Annotated in this window: 17 protein-coding genes; 16 read left to right on the top strand and 1 reads right to left on the bottom strand. The window is 38.4% G+C overall.

The genetic code is table 11. The features are described from left to right. The first annotated feature begins 31 nt into the window (after positions 1–31). The 10 genes from recA to QF028_RS17695 all read left to right on the top strand — a co-directional run bounded on the left by recA (position 32) and on the right by QF028_RS17695 (position 10,957). Entirely contained in the window at positions 32–1,075 is a 1,044-nt protein-coding gene (gene recA, locus QF028_RS17740) for a recombinase RecA (RefSeq protein ID WP_088086422.1), read from the top strand. Between the two features lie 323 nt (positions 1,076–1,398). Further along, positions 1,399–2,958: a ribonuclease Y gene (gene rny, locus QF028_RS17735; RefSeq protein ID WP_168242803.1), complete on the top strand. Its 1,560-nt coding sequence runs from the start codon at positions 1,399–1,401 to the stop codon at positions 2,956–2,958. Between the two features lie 109 nt (positions 2,959–3,067). Continuing rightward, positions 3,068–3,865, top strand: coding sequence for a TIGR00282 family metallophosphoesterase (locus tag QF028_RS17730; RefSeq protein ID WP_168242804.1), 798 nt, complete (start codon positions 3,068–3,070; stop codon positions 3,863–3,865). 323 nt (positions 3,866–4,188) lie between these two features. Further along, the gene (gene spoVS, locus QF028_RS17725) at positions 4,189–4,449 is read left to right on the top strand and encodes a stage V sporulation protein SpoVS (protein ID WP_026566505.1); all 261 of its coding nucleotides are present in this window, start codon (positions 4,189–4,191) and stop codon (positions 4,447–4,449) included. 513 nt (positions 4,450–4,962) lie between these two features. After that, positions 4,963–6,699, top strand: coding sequence for a 2-oxoacid:acceptor oxidoreductase subunit alpha (locus QF028_RS17720; RefSeq protein WP_429467393.1), 1,737 nt, complete (start codon positions 4,963–4,965; stop codon positions 6,697–6,699). Then, on the top strand, positions 6,700–7,566 hold the full coding sequence (locus QF028_RS17715) for a 2-oxoacid:ferredoxin oxidoreductase subunit beta (protein ID WP_214714479.1): 867 nt from the start codon (positions 6,700–6,702) through the stop codon (positions 7,564–7,566). 186 nt (positions 7,567–7,752) lie between these two features. Then, positions 7,753–9,297 (top strand): tRNA (N6-isopentenyl adenosine(37)-C2)-methylthiotransferase MiaB, encoded by a 1,545-nt coding sequence (gene miaB / locus QF028_RS17710; protein ID WP_429467389.1) that lies wholly within the window; start codon positions 7,753–7,755, stop codon positions 9,295–9,297. Position 9,298: 1 nt separating this feature from the next. Continuing rightward, positions 9,299–9,754, top strand: a complete 456-nt coding sequence (locus tag QF028_RS17705) for a RicAFT regulatory complex protein RicA family protein (protein WP_088086428.1) — start codon at positions 9,299–9,301, stop codon at positions 9,752–9,754. Between the two features lie 336 nt (positions 9,755–10,090). Further along, entirely contained in the window at positions 10,091–10,636 is a 546-nt protein-coding gene (locus QF028_RS17700; RefSeq protein WP_088086429.1) for an outer spore coat protein CotE, read from the top strand. 120 nt (positions 10,637–10,756) lie between these two features. Next, a complete protein-coding gene (locus QF028_RS17695) occupies positions 10,757–10,957 on the top strand; it encodes a hypothetical protein (RefSeq protein ID WP_168242806.1) in 201 nt (66 codons plus the stop codon). A 14-nt stretch (positions 10,958–10,971) separates the two neighbouring features. Here QF028_RS17695 and QF028_RS17690 read toward each other — a convergent pair whose 3' ends face one another. After that, complete coding sequence (locus QF028_RS17690) at positions 10,972–11,523, bottom strand: GNAT family N-acetyltransferase (protein ID WP_429467385.1); 552 nt, start codon at positions 11,521–11,523, stop codon at positions 10,972–10,974. 246 nt (positions 11,524–11,769) lie between these two features. Here QF028_RS17690 and QF028_RS17685 point away from each other — a divergent pair, with 246 nt between their 5' ends. From QF028_RS17685 to QF028_RS17660, 6 genes are all read left to right on the top strand, one after another. Beyond that, the gene (locus QF028_RS17685) at positions 11,770–12,435 is read left to right on the top strand and encodes a serine/threonine protein kinase (RefSeq protein ID WP_429467383.1); all 666 of its coding nucleotides are present in this window, start codon (positions 11,770–11,772) and stop codon (positions 12,433–12,435) included. A 12-nt stretch (positions 12,436–12,447) separates the two neighbouring features. Continuing rightward, entirely contained in the window at positions 12,448–12,912 is a 465-nt protein-coding gene (locus QF028_RS17680; protein ID WP_429467380.1) for a flavin reductase family protein, read from the top strand. Between the two features lie 419 nt (positions 12,913–13,331). Further along, entirely contained in the window at positions 13,332–14,531 is a 1,200-nt protein-coding gene (locus QF028_RS17675) for an MFS transporter (RefSeq protein WP_429467378.1), read from the top strand. 83 nt (positions 14,532–14,614) lie between these two features. Further along, positions 14,615–15,370 carry an SDR family NAD(P)-dependent oxidoreductase gene (locus QF028_RS17670; protein ID WP_429467376.1) on the top strand — a complete coding sequence of 252 codons (756 nt, stop codon included), beginning with the start codon at positions 14,615–14,617 and terminating at the stop codon, positions 15,368–15,370. Positions 15,371–15,402: 32 nt separating this feature from the next. Continuing rightward, entirely contained in the window at positions 15,403–16,230 is an 828-nt protein-coding gene (locus QF028_RS17665) for an SDR family NAD(P)-dependent oxidoreductase (RefSeq protein ID WP_429467374.1), read from the top strand. 71 nt (positions 16,231–16,301) lie between these two features. Then, positions 16,302–18,605, top strand: coding sequence for an arylsulfatase (locus tag QF028_RS17660; RefSeq protein ID WP_429467371.1), 2,304 nt, complete (start codon positions 16,302–16,304; stop codon positions 18,603–18,605). The last annotated feature ends 16 nt before the right edge of the window (positions 18,606–18,621 follow it).

Below are 18,621 nucleotides of genomic sequence, written 5' to 3'. Positions count from 1 at the left end.
GCTTGTGTTTATATAAGGGAGGAAAAGATTCGTGAGTAATGATCGTAAAGCGGCCTTAGAAATGGCGTTAAAGCAAATAGAAAAGCAATTTGGTAAAGGTTCTGTCATGAAAATGGGAGAGAAAACAGATACGAGGATTTTAACGAGTCCGAGTGGCTCGTTAGCACTTGATGCAGCACTTGGAGTGGGTGGATATCCTAGAGGGCGTATTATCGAAGTTTATGGTCCTGAGAGCTCAGGTAAAACTACGGTTGCTTTGCATGCGATTGCTGAAGTCCAAGCAAATGGCGGACAAGCAGCATTTATAGATGCTGAACATGCCCTTGACCCAGCGTATGCCCAAAAATTAGGTGTTAACATTGATGAGTTATTGCTATCACAGCCAGATACGGGTGAACAAGCGCTTGAAATCGCAGAAGCACTAGTACGAAGTGGTGCAATTGATATTATTGTAGTCGACTCTGTAGCAGCATTAGTTCCAAAAGCGGAAATTGAAGGCGAAATGGGAGATTCTCACATGGGCTTACAGGCTCGTTTGATGTCGCAAGCCCTACGTAAATTATCTGGAGCCATCAATAAATCGAAGACCATCGCCATCTTTATTAACCAAGTGCGCGAAAAAATTGGCGTTATGTTTGGAAACCCCGAGACAACACCAGGTGGACGTGCATTGAAATTCTATTCCACCGTCCGTATTGAAGTTCGTCGTGCAGAGGCGTTAAAGCAGGGAAATGATATTGTAGGTAATAAGACGAAGATAAAAATAGTTAAGAATAAAGTCGCTCCTCCTTTCCGTACGGCTGAAGTAGATATCATGTATGGTGAAGGAATTTCTAAAGAAGGCGAAATCATTGATCTAGGCGCAGAATTAGATATCGTTGAAAAGAGCGGGTCATGGTACTCCTATAATTCTGAAAGATTAGGTCAAGGCCGTGAAAATGCAAAGCTATACTTGAAGGAAAATCCAGATGTTCGCCTCGAAATTCAAGGGAAAATCCGTGAACATTATGGTTTAGATGGTGAAAAATTTGTCACTGAGAAAGACGATGATGAACAATTTGAATTAATAGACTAATGTAGATGAGCAAAGCTATTTATGGTTTTGCTCTTTTTTTACATAATGTTATTTTTATACCAAGTTTTATTTGTTAAAATCCAATGGATTTTAGCATTTAGGATGAATAAATGATGTCCTATTCTAAATATTTCAAAAAGCCAATAGGACTAAGCCTTGACAATGAATATTCCCACCTTTACAATTAACATGTATATTTTACATTTTTGGTATTATTACAATTCGAAAAAAGCCTTGGTGCTTGCTGTATGTTGAGTCTAAACAATGTACATGCCGACACTTAAAAAATGTAACAAAAGTTCATAGCAAGAGGAGGTGTAACGATGGAACCAATTACAATCATCTCCATTTTGCTTGGCCTTATCGTCGGTGCCGTTGTTGGCTATTTTGTTCATAAATCCATTGCTGATGCAAAAGTAGCAGGTGCAAAGAATGCTGCAGAGCAGATTCTTGAAGATGCTAAACGTGATGCTGATTCATTGAAAAAGGAAGCTTTGCTAGAAGCAAAGGATGAAATTCACAAGCTTCGGACTGAAGCAGAGCGTGAGGTTCGTGAACGAAGAAATGAAATGCAAAAACAAGAAAACCGTTTACTGCAAAGAGAAGAGAATTTAGATCGAAAAGAGGAAACGTTAAACAAGCGTGAAAATCTTTTAGAAAAGAAGGATGATTCTCTAAACCAAAGACAACAGCATATTGAAGAGATGGAAAGCAAAGTGGACGAGTTAGTACGAAAACAACAAACTGAACTCGAACGAATATCGAGCTTAACGCGCGAGGAAGCAAAAACAATCATTATTGATCGAATGGAGCAGGAACTTACCCATGACACTGCGATAATGATCAAGGAGAGCGAAAATCGTGCAAAAGAGGAAGCCGACAAGAAAGCAAAGGAAATACTTTCGTTAGCAATCCAGCGTTGCGCTGCTGACCATGTTGCGGAAACGACTGTCTCTGTCGTCAACCTGCCAAATGACGAAATGAAGGGCCGTATTATTGGCCGTGAAGGAAGAAATATTCGTACGCTTGAAACGTTAACAGGAATTGATTTAATCATTGATGATACTCCTGAAGCTGTCATTCTATCAGGTTTTGATCCTATTCGTCGCGAAACGGCTCGCTTAGCACTGGAGAAATTGGTCCAAGACGGGCGTATCCATCCGGCACGAATTGAGGAAATGGTAGAAAAATCACGTCGTGAAGTAGATGAGTATATCCGTGAAGTGGGTGAACAAACCACCTTTGAAGTGGGTGTTCATGGACTTCATCCAGATCTGATCAAAATTCTTGGTCGCTTAAAATTCCGTACTAGTTACGGGCAAAACGTATTAAAGCATTCTATGGAAGTTGCTCAACTGTCTGGTTTACTTGCCGCTGAACTTGGCCAAGATGAAACTTTGGCACGTCGTGCGGGCTTGCTTCATGATATTGGGAAAGCCATCGACCATGAAGTAGAAGGCAGCCATGTTGAAATTGGTGTTGAACTTGCAACCAAATACAAGGAACATCCGGTAGTAATTAATAGTATTGCTTCCCATCATGGGGATACAGAGGCAACATCTATCATAGCCGTTTTAGTTGCAGCAGCAGATGCCTTATCAGCTGCAAGACCAGGTGCACGTAGTGAGACGCTTGAAAACTATATTCGCCGTCTTGAAAAGTTAGAGGAGATTTCGGAATCCTATGAAGGTGTAGAGAAATCCTTTGCCATTCAAGCAGGTCGAGAGGTACGTATTATAGTTAGACCGGATTCAGTTGATGATCTTGCTGCTCATCGATTAGCACGCGATATTCGTAAGCGCATTGAAGAAGAGCTTGATTATCCAGGTCATATTAAAGTGACAGTTATTCGTGAGACACGGGCTGTTGAATATGCAAAATAAAGCGGTGCGCATGCACCGCTTTATTTTTTGCAGCACCTTATCCGATTAAATAAAGTCTGAATGTGATACAATTTATACAATAACAATTTTTTTAACGAAAGGAACAAAAATGAATCTACTTTTTATCGGTGATGTCGTCGGTTCACCAGGCCGGGATATGGTAAAGGAATATTTGCCAAAATTAAAAGAAAAATATCGTCCTCATTTTACTATTATCAATGGGGAGAATGCTGCAGGAGGCAAGGGGATTACTGAAAAAATCTATCGTGAATTCTTGGGGTATGGGGCACAGGCAGTAACACTAGGTAATCACTCATGGGATAATCGTGAAATTTTTGAATTTATAGGTACTGCAAAAAATATGGTTAGACCAGCAAATTTTCCAGAAGGAACACCAGGGAAAGGTATGGCATTTTTTAAAGTCAATGATTTAGAAGTTGCCGTTATTAATCTGCAGGGTCGAACCTTTATGGCTCCATTGGATTGTCCTTTTAAGAAAGCTGACGAATTAGTTGAAATAGCCAGGGAGAGAACCCCATATATTTTTGTTGATTTTCATGCAGAAGTAACAAGTGAGAAACAGGCAATGGGTTGGTATTTAGATGGAAGGGTCTCTGCCGTTGTGGGGACACATACACATGTTCAAACGGCCGATAACCGGGTTTTACCGGGAGGCACAGGATATTTATCTGATGTAGGGATGACAGGGCCCTATGATGGCATTTTAGGGGTGGAGAGAGAAGCAGTCCTTAAAAGGTTCCTAACCAGCCTGCCAGTCCGGTTTGAAGTGGCAACCGCAGGAAGAAATCAGTTAAGTGCAGTTATGATTGAATTAGATCGTAAAACAGGCTTAACAAAAAAGATACAGCCCATTTTAATAAATGATGACCATCCGTTTTACTCTTAAGAGCAAATTTCATTTGCTCTTATTTTTTTGTTACTAAATATCTTTGAACAGTGTCTAGCTCAAGCGCCCAGCAGCTAGTGGACTTCGCTCTTTTCCCTACGATAAGTCAACATCGAATCGCTTCGCTCTCCGTGTTTCCTTTATCTCAGTCAAAGCGCTCCAGTCCATACGCTGCTAACCGGGCGCCTCCGCTTTTCTAATTTTTTTGTCCAAGCCGGAATATGTTTTTTGACAAATGAATATAGTAGCAGTGGAATGTTATAACCTGATTTGTTCATGAAACTGCTCATGCGGGATCGGGATTTTCTAAGGAGGAGCTAGAAATGGATATATTAAAAGTTTCAGCAAAATCTAATCCTAATTCTGTAGCTGGTGCGCTTGCCGGGGTTCTGCGTGAAAGAGGTGCAGCGGAAATACAGGCAATTGGGGCGGGTGCATTGAATCAAGCCGTAAAGGCAGTAGCGATTGCTCGAGGATTTGTAGCACCTAGCGGAGTTGATTTAATCTGTATCCCTGCGTTTACCGATATTTTAATTGACGGGGAAGAACGCACAGCTATCAAACTAATTGTAGAACCACGTTGAAAGAGATAGACTATTTATAGGAGACCAAACAAAAGGACATTTACCTTTACCTTTACCTTTACCTTTACCTGCTTGTTTTACAAGCAGGTATTTTTTAGGTTATATTTCTCACTAATTGGTATTAAATGATATTGACTTATTAAAGTATTATTCTACCATAACCTTTAATAATTTTTAAAATTCAAATCATGAATGTGCATAGCTTGAATTAATATTGCAAAACGCCGTATAATGCGGATAAATCATGTCTTTTTATTTGTTATCTTGTAGAAAGCAAGTATATTTCAAATAATAAAAAAATATTCATATTTTAGACATTATTTCGCTTTAAAGGGTTGCAATTTTTAGTTCATAGGTCTAGAATTGTAAGCGTTTAGTACATAACCTTTCTACTTTTTATTAGTCTTTTTATATAAAATGGGCTAATTTCTAGTGATTTACTCGGAATAGTGCTAAACTAATAAATGGATCATCAAAACTACTTATTTTTACATATCCAAAGGGGTGTAAGTCATGATCAATCAACTTTCATGGAAAGTTGGAGGACAACAAGGGGAAGGTATTGAAAGTACTGGGGAAATCTTTGCTATTGCACTGAATCGCCTGGGATATTACTTGTATGGTTATCGTCACTTTTCTTCACGTATTAAAGGTGGTCATACCAACAATAAAATCAGAGTTAGTACTACAGAAGTTCGTTCTATTTCTGATGACTTAGATATCCTTGTAGCATTTGACCAGGAAACTATTGATGTAAACTACAAAGAATTACACAGTAATGGAGTAATCCTTGCTGATGCAAAATTCAATCCAAAGAAGCCGGAAGATACTGAAGCTACATTGTATGCGGTTCCATTTACTGAAATTGCGACAGAGCTCGGAACTTCTCTAATGAAAAACATGGTTGCAATTGGTGCAACTTCTGCTGTATTAGACTTAGATATTCATGTGTTTGAAGTAGTAGTTCGCGAGATTTTTGGTAAAAAAGGCGACCAAGTAGTTGCAAAAAATATGGATGCGATCAAAGCTGGCTTTGATAAAATGAAGGAAAATCTTGCAGCTGGCATCCAAACAATGGAGCTTGAAAAGGCTGATGGCAAAAAACGGATGTTCATGATTGGAAATGACGCTATTGCTCTTGGAGCTATTGCAGGCGGATGCCGTTTTATGGCGGCCTACCCAATTACACCAGCTTCTGAAATAATGGAATATTTGATTAAAAAGCTACCTGCACTAGGTGGTACAGTTATTCAAACCGAAGATGAAATTGCTGCATGTACAATGGCAATTGGAGCAAACTACGGCGGTGTTCGTACAATAACTGCTTCAGCAGGTCCAGGATTATCTTTAAAAATGGAAGCAATTGGCCTTTCAGGTATTACTGAAACGCCACTAGTAATTGTTGACACTCAACGAGGCGGTCCATCAACAGGATTACCAACAAAACAAGAACAATCAGACCTTATGGCGATGATTTATGGAACACATGGTGAAATCCCGAAAATTGTAATGGCTCCAAGCACTGTTGAAGAAGCATTCTATGATACAGCTGAAGCATTCAATTTAGCAGAAGAATATCAATGTCCAGTCATTATTTTATCTGACCTACAATTATCCTTGGGTAAACAAACGGTTGAACCATTAAATTATGACAAGGTTGAAATCAGACGTGGAAAATTGGTAACAGAAGACATACCTGCTAACGAAAACAATGCATATTTTAAACGCTATGAAGTAACAGAGGACGGGATTTCCCCACGTGTAATCCCTGGTATGAAAAATGGTATTCATCACGTAACAGGTGTCGAGCATGATGAGACTGGTAAACCATCGGAATCTGCTCCAAATCGAATTGCGCAAATGGATAAGCGTTTCCGTAAGGTCGAAAATATCCGCTTTAATACACCAGTATATAAAAATGTTAAGCACGAAGATGCTGATGTACTATTTGTAGGCTTTAACTCGACTCGTGGTGTTATTGAAGAAGCAATGACTCGTTTAGAGAAAGACGGCTTAAAAGTAAATCATGCCCATATTCGTTTGATCCATCCGTTCCCAACTGACGAAGTTCTTCCGCTTGTTCGTTCTGCGAAGAAAGTTGTTGTAGTGGAAAACAATGCAACTGGACAATTAGCCAATATTATGAAAATGAATGTTGGACATGCTGAAAAAATTACTAAGCATCTTAAATATGATGGTAATCCGTTCCTACCACACGAAGTATATACAAAATGTAAGGAGTTGTTCTAAATGGCCACTTTTAAAGACTTTCGTAACAATGTAAAACCGAACTGGTGCCCTGGCTGTGGCGACTTCTCCGTACAAGCGGCTATGCAACGTGCGGCAGCAAATGTAGGCTTAGAGCCAGAAAACTTAGCTGTAATTTCTGGAATCGGCTGTTCAGGACGTATTTCCGGTTATATTAATTCATATGGCTTCCATGGAATTCATGGTCGTTCACTTCCAATCGCACAAGGTGTTAAAATGGCTAATCGTGATTTAACTGTTATCGCCTCTGGTGGTGACGGTGACGGTTATGCGATCGGGATGGGGCATACGATTCATGCCATTCGTCGTAATCTTGATATAACTTATATCGTTATGGATAACCAAATATATGGTTTGACTAAAGGTCAAACTTCTCCACGTTCAGCTACTGGCTTTAAAACAAAGTCAACTCCGATGGGGTCGATTGAGCAATCAATTTCTCCTATGGAAATGGCGTTGACTGTAGGAGCAACATTTGTTGCACAAAGTTTCTCTACAGATCTAAAAGATTTAACTGCCTTAATTGAAGCCGGTTTAAAACACAAAGGATTTTCTTTAATCAATGTTTTCAGCCCTTGTGTTACCTATAATAAGGTGAACACCTATGATTGGTTTAAAGAAAATCTAACAAAACTTAGTGATATAGAGGGTTATGACCCTTCAAATCGCGAAGATGCGATGCAGACATTAATGAAGCATAATGGTCTTGTTACAGGACTTATTTATCAAAATACTGAGCGTAAGTCTTATCAAGAACTGATCACTGGCTACTCTGAAGCACCGTTAGCAAAAGCTGACCTTAATCTTGACCAAAATTATTTTGATAAATTAGTTTCTGAATTTATCTAATGATAGTAACAAAATCCCGTGACTTGACGTCACGGGATTTTCTATTGTTTTCAATCAAGTTAACCTTTATACTATAATAATGTGCGGCGAAAGTCTGGAGTCTTCATTCATCTTTTGCACAGATTAAAATCTTAAAAATTTAATAGATGAATTACGTAATATGAAAAGAAAGGGGCATTTGAACAAATGAATGAAAAACAACGTTTAGAAGGTCAGAAAGTCGAGTCTGTTAATTCTTCGGACAAAAAATCCGCCAAGGATTACAGCAAGTACTTTGAACAAGTAATTACTGCACCTTCTTTAACAGAAGCGAAGAAACGCGGAAAAGAAGAAGTAAAGTACCATAATGATTTTTCTATCTCTGAAGAATTTCGTGGAATGGGCGAGGGGCGGAAATTTTATATCCGTACTTATGGCTGCCAAATGAACGAACATGATACTGAAGTTATGGCTGGGATTTTCTTAGCATTAGGCTATGAACCAACCGACAACACGGAGGATGCAAATGTCATTCTTTTAAATACATGTGCTATCAGAGAGAACGCAGAAAATAAAGTGTTCGGTGAACTGGGCCATTTAAAGTCCTTGAAATTGGAAAAGCCTGATTTACTTATCGGTGTTTGTGGGTGTATGTCTCAGGAGGAATCTGTAGTTAATAAGATTCTCAAAACCTACCATCAGGTCGATATGATTTTTGGTACCCATAATATTCATCGTTTACCAAATATATTGCATGAAGCATATATGTCAAAAGAAATGGTTGTTGAAGTATGGTCAAAAGAAGGCGACGTGATTGAAAACCTTCCAAAAGTACGCCGTGGAAATATTAAAGCATGGGTTAACATCATGTACGGCTGCGATAAATTCTGTACTTATTGCATCGTCCCTTTCACCCGTGGAAAGGAACGAAGCCGTCGTCCAGAAGAAATTATCCAAGAAGTACGTCATCTAGCTGCACAAGGCTACCAAGAAGTTACTTTGCTTGGTCAAAACGTAAATGCCTATGGGAAAGATTTAGAGGACGGAACTTATGGACTTGGTGAACTGATGGATGAATTGCGAAAAATTGATATTCCAAGGATTCGTTTTACAACAAGCCACCCGCGTGACTTTGATGATCGCCTAATTGAGGTCCTTGCCAAAGGCGGCAATTTAATGGATCATATCCATTTGCCAGTGCAGTCAGGTTCAACCGATGTGTTAAAAATCATGGCTCGTAAATATACAAGAGAACAATATTTAGAGCTTGTTAAAAAAATCAAAGCGGCCATTCCGAATGTTGCTTTAACAACGGATATTATCGTTGGTTATCCGAACGAAACAGACGAACAGTTTGAAGAAACGATGTCCCTCTATCGTGAAGTTGGTTATGAATTAGCATATACATTTATTTATTCTCCGCGTGAAGGTACTCCAGCTGCAAAAATGGAGGATAACGTTCCGATGGAAGTAAAGAAAGCACGCTTACAACGCTTAAATGCTCTTGTGAATGAGCTTTCATTAGAAGCTATGAAAAAACATGAAGGCCAAATCCTTGAAGTTCTTGTTGAAGGGGAAAGTAAGAACAATCCTGATGTTCTTGCAGGCTACACCTCTAGGAGTAAGCTTGTAAACTTTGTTGCACCAAAATCAGTGATTGGCAAGATTGTAAAAGTAAAAATTACACAAGCAAAAACATGGTCATTAAACGGAGAAATGGTGGAAGAACTAGAACCAGCAGAGGTGAAGTAAAGTGGCGAAATATACAAAAGACGATATCGTTGCACGTGCAACTGATTTAGCACGGATGATTGCAGAAACAGAAGAAGTTGACTTTTTTAAACGAGCAGAGGCTCAATTAAATGAAAATAAGAAAGTTCATACCTTAATAGCGGACATTAAGGGATTGCAAAAGCAGGCTGTAAACCTTCAGCATTATGGAAAACCAGAAGCACTAAAAAAGGTAGAAGATAAAATTGCTTCAATTGAGCAAGAGTTGGATGAAATACCTGTGGTCCAGGATTTCAAACAATCACAATTAGAAGTGAATGAATTGCTACAAATCATTGCCTCAACCATTTCGAATACTGTAACCGATGAAATTATCATTTCAACGGGCGGCGATGTATTGTTAGGAGAAACTGGATCTAGCATGCAAAATGGCGGCGGGGCTTGTGAAGGTCACGACGATTGCGATCACGATCATTAATACTCTAGCCAGGCTTTTAACAAAGCCTGGCTTTATTTTTTTGGCTCTGATAAACTTGGCTGTTGATTTCCGCTCCAATCAACTTGGTTATAAAATCAATAATAACCTTTAATACAGCCTATTTTTAATAAATCTAATCCACCTTTATATTCCCCTGATTCCTGCCATTTTATTAACCTTCGTTTTAAGTACAGGCCAGGAAGGCACACACCTTTAAATCCCGCATAAAATGAACTATGACTAAACTTTTATCCAGTACTCATCAAAATAAAAATCACACTAGTCTTATATCATGCATACGATGAAATGAAAATGAATGAGGAGGGTTCGCGCGAAATGGGAGACTATAGAGAGATAATTACCAAGGCCGTAGTAGCGAAAGGACGTAAATTCACCCAGTCCAATCATACGATTAGCCCGGCGCATAGTCCAACAAGTATACTTGGCTGTTGGATCATCAACCATAAATACAATGCGAAAAAGGTTGGCAAGACTGTAGAGATACATGGCTCTTACGACATCAATGTTTGGTATTCATTTAATGATAATACCAAAACAGAAGTTGTTACAGAACGTGTCCAATATACAGATGTCATTAAGTTAAAGTATCGTGACCATGACTGCCTCGATGACAATGAAATAAGTGCTCGAGTGCTGCAGCAGCCTAATTGCTGTGAAGCGGTCATTTCCCCTAATGGTAACAGAATCATCGTCCATGTCGAAAGGGAATTCCTTGTAGAGGTGATTGGCGAGACTAAGGTTTGTGTTCGCGTCAGTTCTGAAGGCTGCAAGGACAATGACGATGAGTGGGGAATGGACGTAGACGATGAAGAATTCGAGGAGTTAAATCCTGATTTCTTAGTCGGCTCAGAAGAAGAATAAAACTAACTAGGAGGTTTTTACTTCCTAGTTTTTTTCTTTTTTCGTAAAAAGGATGGAAAAGTTCTGATTTTAGAATGATTAGATGCAAAAATCAGCAAGCTATTTTAAGGAGGTGTTACTATGGAACCGAGACAGCCTGGAAATAAAAATATGCCTGATTTTGAACAATTAAATGACAGAATTATCGCTGAAAGCTCTCCTTCGCCAATGTTAGTTATTAAAACAAATCTTGACCCAAAAGATGCTTCAGAAAATAATCCGTATTATCATAATACGGAAGTAAAAAACGCTAAAGCAATGAAGGAATACTTTCAGGAATAAGAAAAGCCAGGATATTAAACCTGGCTTTTCATCCATTCTGGTTTTAATAATGATAATACAAACGTATCATGAAATTGCTCATTTTGATTGATATACCCTCGTAGTAATCCTTCCTTCGAGAAGCCTAGCTTAATTAGTAAATTTAAGGATGACACATTTTCAGGGTAAACTATAGCTCCAATTCGAAATAAATCCAATTGATTAAAACTAAAGCGGATCACTTCTTTAATCGCCTCTGAACCATAGCCCATCCTCCAATAGTCGGGATGCAGCTCATAACCAATTTCTGCACGCTTATTTTTTAGATGTAAACCATTAAGACCAACAGTGCCGATGATCTTTTGATTTTCCTTTAATTTGATACCCCAGCGGATCCCACGTTTATCAACCAGGTTCTTATGAAACATATCAATTAATCTTGAAGCTTCGACAGGTAAAGTAAAACGATTTGTTCCATAAAAACGGGTCACTTCTTCTAATGATAAAATCTCGTATAGATAATCAACATGCTGATGTGTTAATTCAATTAATTTAAGTCTTTTCGTATTTAAAATGGGAAAAGTCATGGCAACCCTCTCTATTTATCCCTTTACCCGTATACTCAACAAGAGTGGTAAAAGGGGATTTCCAAATGAATACTAAATTTTTCTATTAACTAATAGTGTATAATGGCTTATAAGAAATTTCCATTAAATTTTGAATAAATTTATTGAACATTTTATCTTACATAATGGTAAGATGTGTGGAGAAAATCATTTCTTAGATTGACCCTATTTAAAAAATGAATGCCTAATAGATTAGAAGGTGTGCAAATGCAAAAAGCAGAGTATATAAATTTAATAGAAACAGAATTATTACCAAGAATACAATTAACGTCTGACAGTCCGTTTGACCCTATCATTGTAAAAAATATGTCACCGTTATGGAAAACGATCGGGCGCGGCAATTATGCTGGGGTCTTTACACTTGATGCTCATCCAGAGTGGGTGGTAAAAGTTTATGGTCGAAGCCCCGAGGAGCTTAAAAAAGAAATTGATGTTTACAAGAGGTTAGGAAACCATAAAAGTTATTCCACACTTTATGATTATGGTGAAAATTATTTAATCCTAAAAAAGCTTAACGGTATTACCTTGTTTGATGCTGTGGTAAAGGGAGTTCCAATCCCTGAAGCTGTCATAAAGGATATTGATTCAGGTTTGGATTATGCGAGGTCAGTTGGATTAAATCCCTATGATGTTCACGGCAAGAATGTCGTCATGTTTGAGGGGAGAGGTTATATTGTTGATATTTCTGATTTTTATAAACAAGGGTACTGCAAAAAATGGAAAGATTTAAAAAAAGCTTATTACAAGATTTATTTACCATATATATATAAATATCATCCGCCTATCCCATTTTTTATCGTCGATGCGGTGCGAAAAGGATATCGGATGTATCGTCGTTTGAAAAAAAAGGCAATAAAGAAAAATAAAAATTAGCGAGGTGAAATTATGGATGATCGTCAATTTCGAAACGCAATGGGAAAGTTTGCAACAGGGGTAACGGTGGTCGCAACGGAAGTGGCTGGAAATGTCCATGGAATGACTGCGAATGCATTCATGTCTGTTTCTCTAAATCCAAAACTTGTCGTAATCTCAATTGCTGAAAAAGCACAAATGCTTGAAAAAGTAAAACAAAGTAAAAGCTTTTCAGTCAATATACTTGCGGCAAATCAACAAGAATTATCAATGATTTTCGCGGGACAGTCGAAAAATCAACAAGAAATTGTGTTTGACCGCCTCGAGGGTATACCTGTTTTACCAGGAGCAACTGCTCAAATTGTTTGCGAAGTATCAGCGGAGCATGATGAAGGTGATCACACACTTTTTATTGGCAGAGTAACCAATCTTAAAGTTGAAGATTCTGAGCCATTAATCTATTTTAGTGGAAAATACCGATTGTTAGCAGAGGAGTAATTGGTGGGTTAAGCAGATTGGTTAGTTTTTTACTAATTTTTGAAAAGATTATATAAAATAGACTCGATAAGCAAAGATTATCAGTAAAATTTTACTTGATAACGATATGTAAAAAATGCCCTGAAATTTTCAGGGCATTTTTTAGTGTTTTCGCGAAATAACGACTCTAATTCTAAAAATAAATAATATTTAGAATATATTGACAAGTATTTATTAGGTATGTAGAATTACAGTTAGTAAAAGAAAGCGCTTTTTTTACCGTTTTATACAATTAAAAAAGTAATTAACGTAAAATTAAAATTTTAGTTCTGTTGTTTTGATGGCCAACAAAACAACCTGCTCGGAATTTTTGTTTTATTTTGAAAACGGATTCATTATCTATTTCAAAACATTTATGAAATGATATGGGAGGTTTAACAATGGCAGTAAAGACCATCAGCAGAAATTTTCTTAAGTTTTTGGTTGTTATTCTTGCTTTCCAAGATGTTGCTGCAGGGGTAGCAGGGTCAATAATGGCTGACATCATTAAGGCATTTCCACAATATGACCCCACAATTGTTATGTTAGTTGCTACTTTTCCAGGATTAATACAAATTGTTCCTGCTCTCTTTTATGGTAAACTTTCCAAAATGTTCAAGAAGCGAACACTATTGTTTGTCGGCTTAAGCCTTTTCATCATCGGGGGTATCCTTCCAACCTTTATTGATAACCTCTGGGTGATTATTGCAATGAGGGGGATTTTAGGTTTAGGTGTCGGGATTACCATGCCGTTGTCAGTAGATGTAATTACAGATTTCTTTGAAGGCAGAGATAGAGATTTCTTGATTGGATTTGGTACCTCAACAATTGCGTGTATCGGAGCTATTTTCTTCCAATTAGTTGGAGGGATCTTAGCGGATGCTTATGGTTGGCATTATGGTTTCCTAACCTACTTGTTCCCTATTTGGATTCTTGCGATTACAATCCTTTACCTACCCGAGCCTGAGAAGAAACAGGTATCTAAAGTCGATAGTAATCAGGCAGTCGTAAAGATTAAATTGCCAAAAGCAATCTATTGGGTAAGTCTCGGACAGGTCTTTTATTCAGCGCTTATTTTTGGCTATGTAGTAAATATTTCAGTTGTCATCCAAGCGGATAAATTAGGTAATGCCACAGAAGCTGGTTTGGCTATATCCATCTTTACCTTTGGTACTTTAATAGCTGGTTTCCTTTTTGGGAAGATAAAACACAAACTTCCAACCATGTATTTACCGCTTGCTGTTTTAATGACCGGTGTTGGAATGGCCATCTGTTACTACTCTCCAACTCTAACAATGATCTTAATTGGAAGTGTATTCGGTGGTTTTGCAATGGGAATTGGCATTCCAGGAGTATTTACTAGGGTTTCTGAGTTAACTCCAGTCGGTGCTCCTTCTAGTGTAGGTTTAGTTGTTGCAGGGCAAGGTATTGGAGGGATTTTAGGGCCTTTTGGATTTCAAGTGATTCAAAATATATTTAACCAAGATATAGGTAGATTCCCATTAGCAGTTAGTGCGATTGGATTAGTTCTGTTAGCTCTCATTTGGGCCATTTCGGTAATGAAACCGAAAAGGGATATTGAGGCTACTTTAAGTCAATAACAATCAAAAAGCTAAAATGGTGAGTGCAGAATTCATCATTTTAGCTTTTTATATGATAAAAATTACTACATGAGAGGGGACGTATGATGGGGAATTCATTACAAAGATTACAAAATAAAGTTGCGATTGTAACGGGCAGTACCTCCGGAATTGGCGAAGCAACTGCTAAATTATTTGCTGCTGAGGGTGCAAAAGTTGTAGTGGTTGGAAGAAGAAGGGAAAACGGAGAAAGAATCGTTGATTCTATCAATAGCCAGGGAGGAGAGGCGATTTTCGTACAGACAGATATGACGAACGAAGAACAAATTATAAATTTAGTAGATAGTACATTAAAGGAATTTGGTCAAATTGATATTCTTATCAATAATGCAGGGAGAATAATTGAAAAGCCATTCATTGAATTAACAAACAGTGATTGGTATGAATTCGTTGCACTTGATGCGTTTTCTTATTTTCGTGCCATGCAGTTGGTCCTCCCACATATGGAAAAACAGTCTTCTGGAAACATTGTTAATGTGACCTCTTTAGCTGCGGTCAGTGTCATGCCTACCCATGCCCTGTATAGTTTTGTTAAAGCAGGAATTACCCATATGTCAAAGGTAGTAGCTGCTGAATATGCCGGAAAAGGGATTAGGGTGAATTGCTTATTGCCGGGTGTGGTCTATACGGAAATGATTGCCGATAACCCAAATACCCCACATATGGAAAAAATCATCCCAATGGGCAGAATGTCCACACCAGAAGAACAAGCAAAAACAATTTTGTTCATGGTTTCTGATGAATCATCCTATATGACTGGTACCTCCATCGTATCTGATGGCGGTGTAAGGGGAATATAGAGCTCAATCTATCAAGCAAAGGGGGATTTAAAATGCTGTTAAAAGATAAAATAGCCGTCATAACTGGTGGAGCTAAAGGTATGGGAGAAGCAACATCAAAAAAATTCGCCGAGCAAGGCGCGACTGTAGTCATTGCCGATTTGGATTTTGATGCTGCCCGTATTGTTGCGGATAACATCCAAACAGGCGGCGGACAAGCGCGTGCCTATAATCAGGTCGATGTCACTAATCAATTGACGATTAAAGCAACAGTGGATCAGGCGATGAAGGAATTTGGGAGAATTGATATTTTAGTAAATTGTGCAGGAGGTACCTTTGGTGCCAACGGAAGCAGTGAAAATATAAATATGAATGATTGGGACAGAACTATGAAGTTAAATCTTAATGGTACCCTTAATCCAATCATGGAAATTTTACCGTACATGAAAAAACAAAAATCCGGTAAAATCGTTAATTTCTCTTCAATTGGGGCTTTTAACGCCTATACCGTTGTCCTTCATTACCATGCTGCTAAAGGAGCAGTCGAGAGTCTCACCCATAATCTTGCCTTTGAACTTGCACCGCTCGGAATTCATGCAAACGTCATCTCACCTGGTCCCATCATGACTCCTTTTTGGGACGAATTAATGCCGACTGGTCCTGAACGAGATCAATTTACAGAGGCTCTTGCCAATAAAGAAGTTCCAATGCAGAGAATGGGGACGGCTGAGGATATTGCAGGAGTCTGTTTGTTTCTAGCTTCTGGCTTATCGGATTATGTGACAGGGCAGAAGATAAATGTTGGCGGCGGCATGGGTAACATCATATCCCATAATTCTACCTTCCTATCATCTGATGAAAATAAACAGGTTAATAAATGATAGATTTGGTTATTAGTTGAAAAGCATCTCTATATTTGTCACTATGAAAGATTTGAGGAGGAGGAGATACATTGGATAAAGGTTTAAAAGTACTTAATAAGTTACCATTTCAAAAGCTGACTGCGGTAGCTTCTGCATTATCACTACTTTCAGGGTGTTCCTATAAAAATATTACTGGTCAGGAAGTAAAAGCAGAGGTTTTAAAGCAGAAAACAAATGAACAAAAACAAAAAAGCCAGCAAAAAGAAGGTGAGGACTCACCCAAACCAAATATTGTGTATATTGTCTTAGACGATTCTGGTTTTTCTGATATTGGAAGCTATGGATCCGAAGTCAAAACGCCTAACTTAGATTGGTTAGCGGAAAACGGACTTCGTTATAACAATTCGCATGTAACGCCGGTGTGTTCACCAACCCGTGCAGCTTTACTTACAGGACGGAATCCACATGATATAGGAATGTCAACAGTAGCCAATTTTGATATGGGCCCTGAATATGAAAACAAACGTGGCAGAATCTATCCGGAAGCGGGAACAATTGCTGAAGTTCTTAGCGAAAATAGCTACAATAATTACGCATTAGGGAAATGGCACTTATCCCCTTCCCACCAAGTAACTCCTGCTGGTCCTTATGAAAATTGGCCGCTAGGCAAAGGCTTTGATCGCTTCTACGGTTTTCTTGAGGACTCTGGTGATCAATATAGACCAGAATTAATACAGGATAACAGTCCGGTTGATGTACCTAAGAAGGAAAACTATCATTTCTCTGAGGATATAGTGGATCGAGCCAATCAATATGTAACCGACCAATCTTCAGTGAATCCAGAAAAACCATTTTTCCTATACTTATCTTTTGGTGCACAGCACCAACCAGTTCAAGTTCCAAAGAAATATATCGATATGTATAAAGGGGTATATGACAAAGGCTGGGATAAAATCCGGGAAGAAAGGTTTAATAAGCAGAAACAATTAGGGATTATTCCAAAAGACACTAAATTACCTGGACTTAACCCAGGAGTTAAGCCGTGGGAGCAACTTACTAATGATGAGAAAAAGGCGTTTATCCGTTTCCAAGAAACATACGCAGGCTTTTTGACGCATACCGATGAGCAAATTGGCCGCTTTATTGAGAAATTACGCTCCGTCGGGGAATTGGAAAATACAATGATTGTCTTCTTATCAGACAACGGTACCAGCTCCATGGGGAAAAATACCGGATCGATTAATCATACACTCCCATATAACGATGTACCTGAAAAATTAGAAGATGTTGTTAAGCATATCGACGATATAGGAAGTGAACGAGCTGGAGCAGAATCTCCGACTGGCTGGGCTCAGGTCAGTAATACCCCTTTTAAATTCTATAAAGCTACAACCTTTGAAGCAGGAATTCATACACCGCTGATTGTTTATTATCCAAAGGTGATTAAAGATAAAGGAGCGATTCGTAATCAGTATATACATGTAAGTGATATCACTCCCACTGTTTATGATGTATTAGGAATTGATATACCTAAGGAGATAAAGGGAGTAAAGCAAATGGGCCTTCAAGGCAAGAGTTTTGCCGATTCATTTAAAAGTTCCAAATCATTAGGAAAGGAAACACAGTATTTTGAAAATAACGGACAGCGGGCCATATATCATGACGGTTGGAAAGCGTTAACACTCCATAAGAAAGGAGACCCTTATGAAAAGGATATCTGGCAGCTTTACCATGTAGCAGAAGACTTTTCTGAAACAAATGACCTTGCGGCAAAATTCCCAGAAAAGGTAAATGAACTGAAGAAGTTATGGGAGGAGGAAGCAAGGAAATATGGAGTATATCCAATGACAGATATCGCTGGAGAAGGATTTTTAACTATCCCTGCGGATTCCATCCGTGCAAGAAATACCTTTACATTTTACCCTGGAATGTCCCGTTTATCAGAGTCAGCTTCACCATTCATTATTAACCGTACCTATTCCATCACGGTCCCAATTGAACGTGACAGCGCAACCGATGATGGCGTCCTCGTTGCTTTAGGAGGTTATGAGAGTGGTTATACATTATATATAAAAAATAACAAGCTAGTTTATGAATACAACATGGGAAATGCTGTTTATCGAATTGAATCGAAAGAAGATGTGCCTGTAGGAAAATCAGCAATCCGGTTTGAGTTTAGTAAAACTGAAGCCAACAAAGGTATTGGAAGTCTATATATTAATGGACAGAAAGTCGGAGAAGGTAGTATTGACAAAACACATCAATATAAAATTGCATTCGAAGGATTGGATATCGGTAAGGATACACTCTATTCTGTAAGCCCAGCCTACCAAAATGAAGGAACGTTCGAATTTTCAGGAGAGATTGAAAAAGTCGTCTATGAATTGAAGTAGAAAAATGAAATGAGAT

This window comes from Neobacillus sp. B4I6, assembly GCF_050434045.1.
Classification (GTDB): domain Bacteria; phylum Bacillota; class Bacilli; order Bacillales; family Cytobacillaceae; genus Neobacillus.
Note: the sequence above shows the minus strand (reverse complement) of the source record. Positions and strands in the feature narration are given on the sequence as shown.

Coding starts and splice junctions, on each gene's coding strand:
- rny (WP_168242803.1), top strand. CDS start 1,399: ATGGAACCAATTACAATCATCTCCATTTTGCTTGGCCTTATCGTCGGT.
- QF028_RS17730 (WP_168242804.1), top strand. CDS start 3,068: ATGAATCTACTTTTTATCGGTGATGTCGTCGGTTCACCAGGCCGGGAT.
- spoVS (WP_026566505.1), top strand. CDS start 4,189: ATGGATATATTAAAAGTTTCAGCAAAATCTAATCCTAATTCTGTAGCT.
- QF028_RS17720 (WP_429467393.1), top strand. CDS start 4,963: ATGATCAATCAACTTTCATGGAAAGTTGGAGGACAACAAGGGGAAGGT.
- QF028_RS17715 (WP_214714479.1), top strand. CDS start 6,700: ATGGCCACTTTTAAAGACTTTCGTAACAATGTAAAACCGAACTGGTGC.
- miaB (WP_429467389.1), top strand. CDS start 7,753: ATGAATGAAAAACAACGTTTAGAAGGTCAGAAAGTCGAGTCTGTTAAT.
- QF028_RS17700 (WP_088086429.1), top strand. CDS start 10,091: ATGGGAGACTATAGAGAGATAATTACCAAGGCCGTAGTAGCGAAAGGA.
- QF028_RS17695 (WP_168242806.1), top strand. CDS start 10,757: ATGGAACCGAGACAGCCTGGAAATAAAAATATGCCTGATTTTGAACAA.
- QF028_RS17690 (WP_429467385.1), bottom strand. CDS start 11,523: ATGACTTTTCCCATTTTAAATACGAAAAGACTTAAATTAATTGAATTA.
- QF028_RS17685 (WP_429467383.1), top strand. CDS start 11,770: ATGCAAAAAGCAGAGTATATAAATTTAATAGAAACAGAATTATTACCA.
- QF028_RS17680 (WP_429467380.1), top strand. CDS start 12,448: ATGGATGATCGTCAATTTCGAAACGCAATGGGAAAGTTTGCAACAGGG.
- QF028_RS17675 (WP_429467378.1), top strand. CDS start 13,332: ATGGCAGTAAAGACCATCAGCAGAAATTTTCTTAAGTTTTTGGTTGTT.
- QF028_RS17670 (WP_429467376.1), top strand. CDS start 14,615: ATGATGGGGAATTCATTACAAAGATTACAAAATAAAGTTGCGATTGTA.
- QF028_RS17665 (WP_429467374.1), top strand. CDS start 15,403: ATGCTGTTAAAAGATAAAATAGCCGTCATAACTGGTGGAGCTAAAGGT.